The sequence below is a fragment of the Psychromonas marina genome (assembly GCF_030161115.1).
GTDB classification, from domain to species: Bacteria; Pseudomonadota; Gammaproteobacteria; order Enterobacterales; family Psychromonadaceae; genus Psychromonas; species Psychromonas marina.
On sequence record NZ_BSPQ01000010.1, the window covers coordinates 266,205 to 275,588 of the forward strand.

The 9,384-nt window shown below is 40.2% G+C and carries 2 protein-coding genes; both read left to right on the forward strand.

Features of this window, described 5'->3' with window-relative positions:
- Position 1: 1 nt before the first annotated feature.
- Positions 2–5,044, forward strand: coding sequence for a beta strand repeat-containing protein (locus QQK09_RS11980; protein ID WP_284204380.1), 5,043 nt, complete (start codon positions 2–4; stop codon positions 5,042–5,044).
- Positions 5,045–6,053: 1,009 nt separating this feature from the next.
- Positions 6,054–9,384: tandem-95 repeat protein (locus QQK09_RS11985; protein ID WP_284204381.1), on the forward strand; the 3,331-nt coding region annotated here is incomplete at its 3' end.

Here is a 9,384-nt window from a genome sequence, read left to right on the forward strand (position 1 = left end):
TATGCTCAACTTAATACCGAGTACAATGGGTAGTGGTGATAGCGCAGAAGCAGATGATATCACTGCCTTACCGGTGGTGACTTACGTTGATGAGAACAGTATCACGGTAACAGTGACTGCAAATAATGATGGCAGTTACACCTTCCCTGGTAGCGTGATAGCGATTAATGTGGCAGTACAAACCACGCCAGACAGTGTCTATGAAGGGCCTGAAACCTTTAGTTTAATCGCAACCGATGTCAACGGTGTGATAGCCGAAGCCTCAGGTATATCAACCATTCTCGATAACAACAGCCCAACACCAGAAGATCCTGAGGATCCGGTTGATAATGATATTCCAACCTTAACCGTGGTGGGCGAAAGCGTGCAAGAGGGGAATGTAGCCAACTTTGCTGTGACCCTATCGGGTGAAAGTGAAGCGCCTGTGATGCTCAACTTAACACCAAGCACAACGGGTAGTGGTGATAGCGCGGAAGCAGATGATATCAGCGCAGTGCCGGTGGTGACCTATGTAGATGCCAATAGCGCAACAATTACCGTGCCAGCAAACAGTGATGGCAGTTATACCTTCCCTGGTAGCGTAATAGCGATTAATGTCGCGGTACAAACCACGCAAGACAGTGTCTATGAAGGGCCTGAAACCTTTAGCTTGATCGCAACTGATGTCAACAATATTATTGCTGATGCCTCAGGTATATCAACCATCCTAGATAACAACAGCCCAACACCAGAAGACCCCGAGGATCCAGTTGATAATGATATTCCAACCTTAACCGTGGTGGGCGAAAGCGTGCAAGAGGGGAATGTAGCCAACTTTGCTGTGACCCTGTCGGGTGCAAGTGAAGCACCTGTTATGCTCAACTTAATACCGAGTACAATGGGTAGTGGTGATAGCGCAGAAGCAGATGATATCACTGCCTTACCGGTGGTGACTTACGTTGATGAGAACAGTATCACGGTAACAGTGACTGCAAATAATGATGGCAGTTATACCTTCCCTGGCAGCGTGACAGCGATTAATGTTGCGGTGCAAACCACTCAAGACAGTGTGTATGAAGGACCTGAAACCTTTAGCTTAATTGTGGCAGATGTGAACAATGTGATTGAATCAACTACTGGTACAAGTACGATTGTTGATAATAATACGCCAACTGATCCCGAAGATCCGATCGATAATGATATCCCAGCCTTAACCGTGGTGGGTGAAAGTGTGCAAGAGGGGAATGTAGCCAACTTTAGCGTGACCTTATCGGGTGAAAGTGAAGCGCCTGTGATGCTCAACTTAACACCAAGCACAACGGGTAGTGGTGATAGCGCGGAAGCAGATGATATCAGCGCCGTGCCGGTGGTGACCTATGTAGATGCCAATAGCGCAACAATTACCGTGCCAGCAAACAGTGATGGTAGCTATACCTTCCCTGGTAGCGTGATAGCGATTAATGTCGCGGTACAAACCACGCAAGACAGTGTTTATGAAGGCCCAGAAACCTTTAGCTTGATTGCAACTGATGTCAACAATATTATTGCTGATGCCTCTGGCACCTCAACCATCCTTGATAACAACAGCCCAACACCAGAAGACCCTGAGGATCCGGTTGATAATGATATTCCAACCTTAACCGTGGTGGGCGAAAGTGTGCAAGAGGGTAATGTTGCCAACTTTAGCGTGACCTTATCGGGTGAAAGTGAAGCGCCTGTGATGCTCAACTTAACACCAAGCACAACGGGTAGTGGTGATAGCGCGGAAGCAGATGATATCAGCGCAGTGCCGGTGGTGACCTATGTAGATGCCAATAGCGCAACAATTACCGTGTCAGCAAACAGTGATGGCAGTTACACCTTCCCTGGTAGCGTAATAGCGATTAATGTCGCGGTACAAACCACGCAAGACAGTGTTTATGAAGGCCCAGAAACCTTTAGCTTGATCGCAACTGATGTCAACAATATTATTGCTGATGCCTCTGGCACCTCAACCATCCTTGATAACAACACCCCAACACCAGAAGACCCCGAGGATCCGGTTGATAATGATATTCCAACCTTAACGGTGGTAGGTGAAAGCGTGCAAGAGGGGAATGTAGCCAACTTTAGCGTGACCTTGTCGGGTGCAAGTGAAGCACCTGTGACGCTCAACTTAACACCAAGTACAACGGGTAGTGGTGATAGCGCGGAAGCAGATGATATTAGCGCAGTACCGGTGGTGACTTACGTTGATGAAAACAGTGCAACGGTGACAGTAGCTGTAAATAATGATGGCAGTTATACCTTCCCTGGTAGCGTGATAGCGATTAATGTCGCGGTACAAACCACGCAAGACAGTGTCTATGAAGGACCTGAAACCTTTAGTTTAATAGCAACCGATGTCAACGGTGTGATAACTGAAGCCTCAGGTATATCAACCATCCTTGATAACAACAGCCCAACACCAGAAGACCCCGATGATCCGGTTGATAATGATATTCCAACCTTAACCGTGGTAGGTGAAAGTGTGCAAGAGGGGAATGTAGCCAACTTTGCTGTGACCCTATCGGGTGCAAGTGAAACCCCTGTGATGCTCAACTTAATACCGAGTACAACGGGTGGCGGCGATAGTGCAGAAGCCAATGACATCACTGCCTTACCGGTGGTGACTTACGTAGATGCCAATAGCGCAACGATTACCGTGTTAGCAAACAGTGATGGTAGCTATACCTTCCCTGGTAGCGTGATAGCGATTAATGTCGCGGTACAAACCACGCAAGACAGTGTCTATGAAGGCCCTGAAACCTTTAGTTTAATTGCGACAGATGTTAATAATGTGATTGCTGATGCCTCTGGTACTGCAACGATTATTGATAGCAGCACTGTTATTGACGAAAGCAACTCCGTTTATGAAAGTGCGCTTTCTAATGGGACTAACAGTAGTAGTGATGATGAGATAGCAACTGGCAATATTTTTGCTAATGACTCTTTACAGGTGGGGGCCGTTTTATCCTCCATTAATGGTGCTACGCCAGATATTGCTGGAGTGATTACTGTCTCCACAAGTGATGGGAATACATTAGTCGTTAATGCTGATATTAACTCATCTAATTTTGGAGCTTATACGTACACTCTTAATAACGCGGTTTCTCATCCAGCAGGTGGTGATACGACTCAATCCATTGCCGATACGTTTACCTATGAAATAACGGATGCTAATGGATTCTCGCAAACTGCCGTCTTAGAAATTAACATTTTTGATGATTCACCTACAGCTAATGCACCACAAACATTGGACATCACTGTTGAGCCTATTACTACAAATCTAGCAATTATTGTCGATGTTTCATCTAGTATGTCAAATAATGACCTTAGTCTCACAGAGTCTGCGATTGAGTCATTAATAAATGGCTATGGGCAATTAGGTAATGTGAATGTAAATATTGTGCAGTTTTATGGTAATGGATATATACAAACTGGAAGTAACGAAGATAGCTGGGTAGATGGAGCTACTGGTAAAGCATTAAATCTCGATACGAGTCAATCTGGTACTGATATTGAGCAGGGACTGCGTGCAATGGTTGATAATGGCTATAGTGGTAATCAGCCAGAAGCAGATCAGAATGTAATGTATTTCTTCGGTGATGGTAGTACTTATAATAGTTATGAAACTGATTTTAACGCTTATCTACCCTCATGGAGCAGTTTTGTAAACTCTGGCGCTATTGATAAATTATTTGCTTATAGCGTTAACACAGATAATGTTGCTTCTGACATTAATCGAGTCGCCGATAATGATGAAAATGTTGTCTCACCTGACGCAGTAAATATTAAAAATATCGATACACTTAATTCAGCTGTTTCTGAAACGGTAGAGTTGTTTGCTAAAGGTAGCTTAACGTTTCATGTTGATGGCAGCACTATTATTGATTTTGGTGCAGATGGCGGTCATATTGCTTCAATTACAATTGGTAACACTACGGCTAATTATGATGCATCTAACTTATTGCAGACTATAAATGGTACACATGGTGTTTTTGAAATCAACTTTGAAACGGGTGATTATAGATACCTACCTACTACGATGACTGAATATACTGAAAAAATTGAAGTAACCGTAATCGATGCTGATGGTGATGCCTTCAGTGACATACTTTTAGATATAAATGTTAATTTTGAAGATTCGCTACAAGCGACAGTAGTCGATGGAATTATTGAAGGTTTAGAATATAGTACAACATCAGGTATTTCTGGCTTTACTAGTGCTAGTGGCCATTTTGATTATGCTATTGGTGATATTATTACATTTACTATCGGTAATTTAACTATTGGTCAGATTGATATGAACAATATCACTGACGGTAAGGTATTTTTACAGGATATCGCAGGTGTCGAACGTAGTGATGTAAATGATGAATATGTCGAAAATATGGCTGTTCTACTTCAGTCGCTTGATGCTGATGGCGATGCTTACAACGGCATTGTGATCACAGAGGCAATGCGTGAAGCCTTTTCCGGTGATAGTTTTGATTTATCTGTTATATCTGAACAAAACTTAGTGAGTATCATTGAAGAAACTGGCCATGCTGCATTGAGTGAAGATGCTGCTATGGAACATGTTCAAGATATGCTTGAACTTTATGCTGGAATGGATAGTTCTGAATTTGAACAGCGTGTTCTCGATCACAATAGCGAGTATCTTATTGATAGTGAATCGATTATTGATTCAGATGTGAGTAGCGATACTTTTGCTTGGTTGCAAAGTGATATTACTGAAGGCGAAAAGCTCGATTTAAGTGAAATATTGCAAATAACTACTGATGATGAGCTTAATCGATTTTTAGATTTCTCTGTTGGCATTGATGCTGAAAGCGGTGAGGAGTTTACTACGATATCTATTAGCGCTAAAGGTGATGGTAATGTTACCCAAACGATCGTTTTAGATGGTGTTAATATCGGCAGTGATATCACTATCATGAATGACATGTTAGAAGAAGGTGCCTTACTAATTGGTGATAGTTTCCCGGCTGATATGGGAACAACTGATAGCATGATGAACACTATTGTTGATGAGATAAGCTAATAGTAAACAGACAACCAAAATTTTTCAGATCCATTTTTAACTCTGATCTTAAATATTTTGATAGTTTGTTATCGTTCCTTTTTTATAAAGACATTGCGTCTAAAAATATATTGAGGATTATAAATAAAAGCCCAATTGCTTAAGTGGTTGGCCTTTTTATTTTTTGATTTACTGTTTTTCTTACCAAAATCAACTGAGGTCACATTTGATTATAAAAAGAGACAGATTCGTCGACGAGTCAGTTTAGCGCCTATAGATATTTACTATTATTGCAGTAAAATTTATTATTAAAATACTATACCATGCAAAGTCATCTAACTAACACCTATCCTCTGATCTCTTAACTTAGCGTATATCCCCATAAATTTCGGCAATAAATATCTGTGCCAGTGAAAAATCGCTAATTTAGTTCTGATTCAATATAACTTATATCGATTACAGCATTTATTCTGCAGTTTATAGCTGAATTTATTTAAACAAATTCGCCTACTTGTACTGCCAATATTAAAAATGCATTGCTGCCGTAATTTCTTAATGTGAGAAGTGAACATTTTTACTAGTGATAGAGTGCATATAGGTAGCAGGCTAGATGAGTTTTATTGATAGCTCTAAAAATAAAAAAAGCATACATTTTTCAAATAAAATACAATGTTTTGATTGGTTTGTGACTTGTGTGTTAAGTGATAATAAGTTTTATTTATCAGTTGCTTGTGATTGTTTTAATTGTTTTTTACAGGGGTAGGTTATTAATAAGTAATCTTTTGTTAGTGCTTCTGTCCCCTCAAGAAAGCGCTTAACTATTGATCTTTATACTTAAAAACATGATTTTTGTTTTTGAGTGTTATATATTGTGCTTGATATTTTTTTGCTGTGCATCTGGTTTTAACATAATGAAAACCGAGTGTGCAATCTTGTTGAGTGTGTGTTGTATATTTGTTAAGGCGTAGGAAGTGCTTTTAACTGTGTAGCTGTACATCTTAGAGTAGTTAATATTTAAAAGGATTTAGTCATGAATGATAGTGATATTAAAAAAGATGAGTTACTAAAAGAACCATCACAAGATGCTACGTTAGTTGCAAAGGTTGATGGCATTGTCGATTCGATTGAAGTCGATGATGAGTTACTTGCTGAAATTGAAGCTATTCAGGCTGTCGTCGAAGAAAGTGAAGAACCGGTAGAAGTTGTTGAAACTGCAGCAGGGGAAAACAGCGATGGTGGTAGCTCTTCTGCTGTAGATTTTGCTCGTGATGGTTCTCAAACCTTAGCAAGTACAGAGTTTAAGACAGCAGGCTTTTCTTTTAGCACTGCCTCGGTTGAACTTACCGATACAAATAACACTGACCCATTGCTCTCTAATCCAACACAGCCCCTTTCTCCTACTCAACCTATTGTAGACAATATTTTAAATGCGCAATTTACCGATAATTTTGTATCGGGTGTTAAATATAGTACTTCATCTGGCTTAACTGGTTTTACCGGTGAAAGCGGCATTGCAGGTGAATTTAAATATAATAGTGGGGATATTATTATATTCACTGTCGGTGATGTTGTCATTGGTGAGTTTAGTGCTAATGCAATTCAAGGGGATATTCTATTTTTACAAGATATTGCGGGTAATTCCCTTGCAGACAATAACTCAAATCATGTAGAAAATATGGCTATTTTCTTACAAGCCCTAGATGATGATCTGACCGATAGTAATGAAACCGATGGTGTATTAAAAACCGATAATATTATTAATAAAGATGCTTCCTATGCAACAAATATTAATATTTCAGAAGCGATGCATAGTGCCTTCTCTGGTTATATAGACCCAACAACGGGTAAGCCCTTAAACATAACTAATTCAGGCAAAGAGATGATATCTCAAGCGCTTGCTTCAGTGGGGATTGAATTTACACGTGACAGCGAACGCGATGAAAACGGTGAAAATGTATTTGAATCGATAGCGATGGAACATGTTGCGGAGACGATTCAAGAGCTGGCGGGTGATGAGCGAGGCGAGGTAATTGCAGATGATCGTCAAGTTGATACGATCGATGTACCTGGCGGATTAATTAACTTTAATTTCCAAGAAGCAGAAGGGGTGATCACATTTACAACAGATGATCTGCTTGAAGGGGCCGTTGGCCAACAAGTTATAACAGAAAATTTAGTCGTTAAAAATGTGACATTATCAGCCGCTTTTGAAAATATCGGTACGCTTGTTGATAAAGGCGATGGTAACTATGAAATTGAACTTAACGAAGGGGTTACGGGCAAAGAGTTAGAAAACCTTTCTGTAGATTACCGCGTTGAGGATTGGACCGTTATTAGAGAGGTTACTTCAAAAACATTAGATAGTTACAAATCACACTTATCTGCCGATATTGATGATGTTGTGGAAGACGCTGGTTTTAATCAATTCACTTTAAACAGTACACTCACTTTTGATGAAAAATCATTATTACAAATTAACTTTACGAGTGAATTATTAAGTAAGCAGTTAACTAGTCAAGTCGCTGAAGAATTAGCTGCTTTGGGTAAAGATGCAGTTGCAGATGAAAATGGCGTTATCCAAATTTCTGAGTATGCTGATGATTTTACTATTCCTCTTGAGTATTCAAATGATGGTGGTATTACTTGGGTTGCTATGAACGTTGTTGCAATCGATACAAGTGGTGATATTCCAAGACCTATATTTGGCTTTGAATTGGCTGCAGGTAATAGTAGTGTTGAAATTAGAATCCCCATTTTTGATGATCTGACCATTGAACCCACAGAATATTTTCGCGCAGAAATAGAGGGAGAACATTTCTACGATGAAACTATTCTTTTTGCGATTGAAGACAATGATACAGAAATTTCTGAATTACCCACCATTGACCTCGATTTTGTACTGATTACTGAAGGCCAAGGGGATGCTGTTTTCACCTTAACTTTGAGTAAAGCAAGCGATGAAGATATTCGCGTTGATTATGATACTCAAGGGCTTTCTGCTGTTTTAGGGGAAGATTTTGAAGCGACTTCTGGAACACTCATTATCAAAGCAGGACAAACATCAGCAACTATCTCAATTCCAATTATTGATGATCTTGAAGTAGAAGTTTCTCCAGAATTTGCACTGCTAAACCTTTCTAATCCAGTAAATGCGGTTATCAACGATGCACAAGGTACTTTGCGTATTTTTGATAATGATTATCCCGTTGAAATAAATGTCAGCTCACCTCAGGTTATTGAAGGTGAGCAAGCTATTTTTACTGTTGATTTTGAAAAAGATATTGGCGATAACCCAGAAGTTATTACCTTAGTGAATCTAGCGCTAGTAGATGGAAGCGCAAACGCAGAATTTGATTATGATCTATCTAGCCTTAAAGTTTTTTATGGTGATGCGTCTAATCCGCAATATCTTGAGTTTGATGGCAAAGGTAATGTCATTGTACCTGCTGGTATTAACTCATTAACTGTTGTTGTTGATACAACAAATGATGATATCCATGAGCAGAATGAGACCTTTGAGTTAGTCGTTAAAATTGCTAATGAGGAAGCCAGTAGCAATGCGACTATTATTGATAATGATATTAATAAAGCACCTACCATTATAGCAGATAATGGTGAAATGGATGAAGATAGTGGCAGTCTAATAGTTAATTTTGACGCAAATGATGTCGATGGCAACATTGTGTCTACTATAGCTACTGTTCCAGCAGAGCAAGGTACGGTCATTGTTGATGATGAAAACGGTACTTACACATTTACCCCTGCTGAGAACTTTAATGGTGAAGTAACCATCACGTTGATCACTGAAGATAACGATGGCGCTAAAAGCACAACTACATCAACGATCTTAGTTTCTCCTGTTAATGACGCGCCAGTATTAGTGGGTGATAATGAAACACCACTGGGTGAGAGCATCGCCGTTGAAACAGTTGAAGATACGCCAGTTGGCGGTACCTTGCAGGCCTCAGATCCTGATGGTGATACATTAACCTTTACGCAAAACAGCGATCCTACCAACGGTAGTGTTGTAGTTAATGAAGATGGTACCTGGGAATATACGCCGAATGAAAACTATAACGGTGATGATAGTTTCACGGTTATTGTTGAAGACGGTAACGGTGGTTCTGATACGATCACGGTCAATATCGGTGTGCTACCAGAGAATGACGGGCCAGTATTAGTGGGTGATAATGAAACCCCACTGGGTGAGAGCATCGCCGTCGAAACTGCTGAAGATACGCCAGTTGGCGGTACCTTGCAGGCGATAGATTCTGATGGTGACTCATTAACCTTTACGCAAAATAGCGACCCTACCAACGGTAGTGTTGTAGTTAATGAAGATGGTACCTGGGAATATACGC

What these genes read in the sequence shown, in the direction of transcription:
- QQK09_RS11980 (WP_284204380.1), top strand. Translation starts at nt 2, where the DNA reads ATGCTCAACTTAATACCGAGTACAATGGGTAGTGGTGATAGCGCAGAA.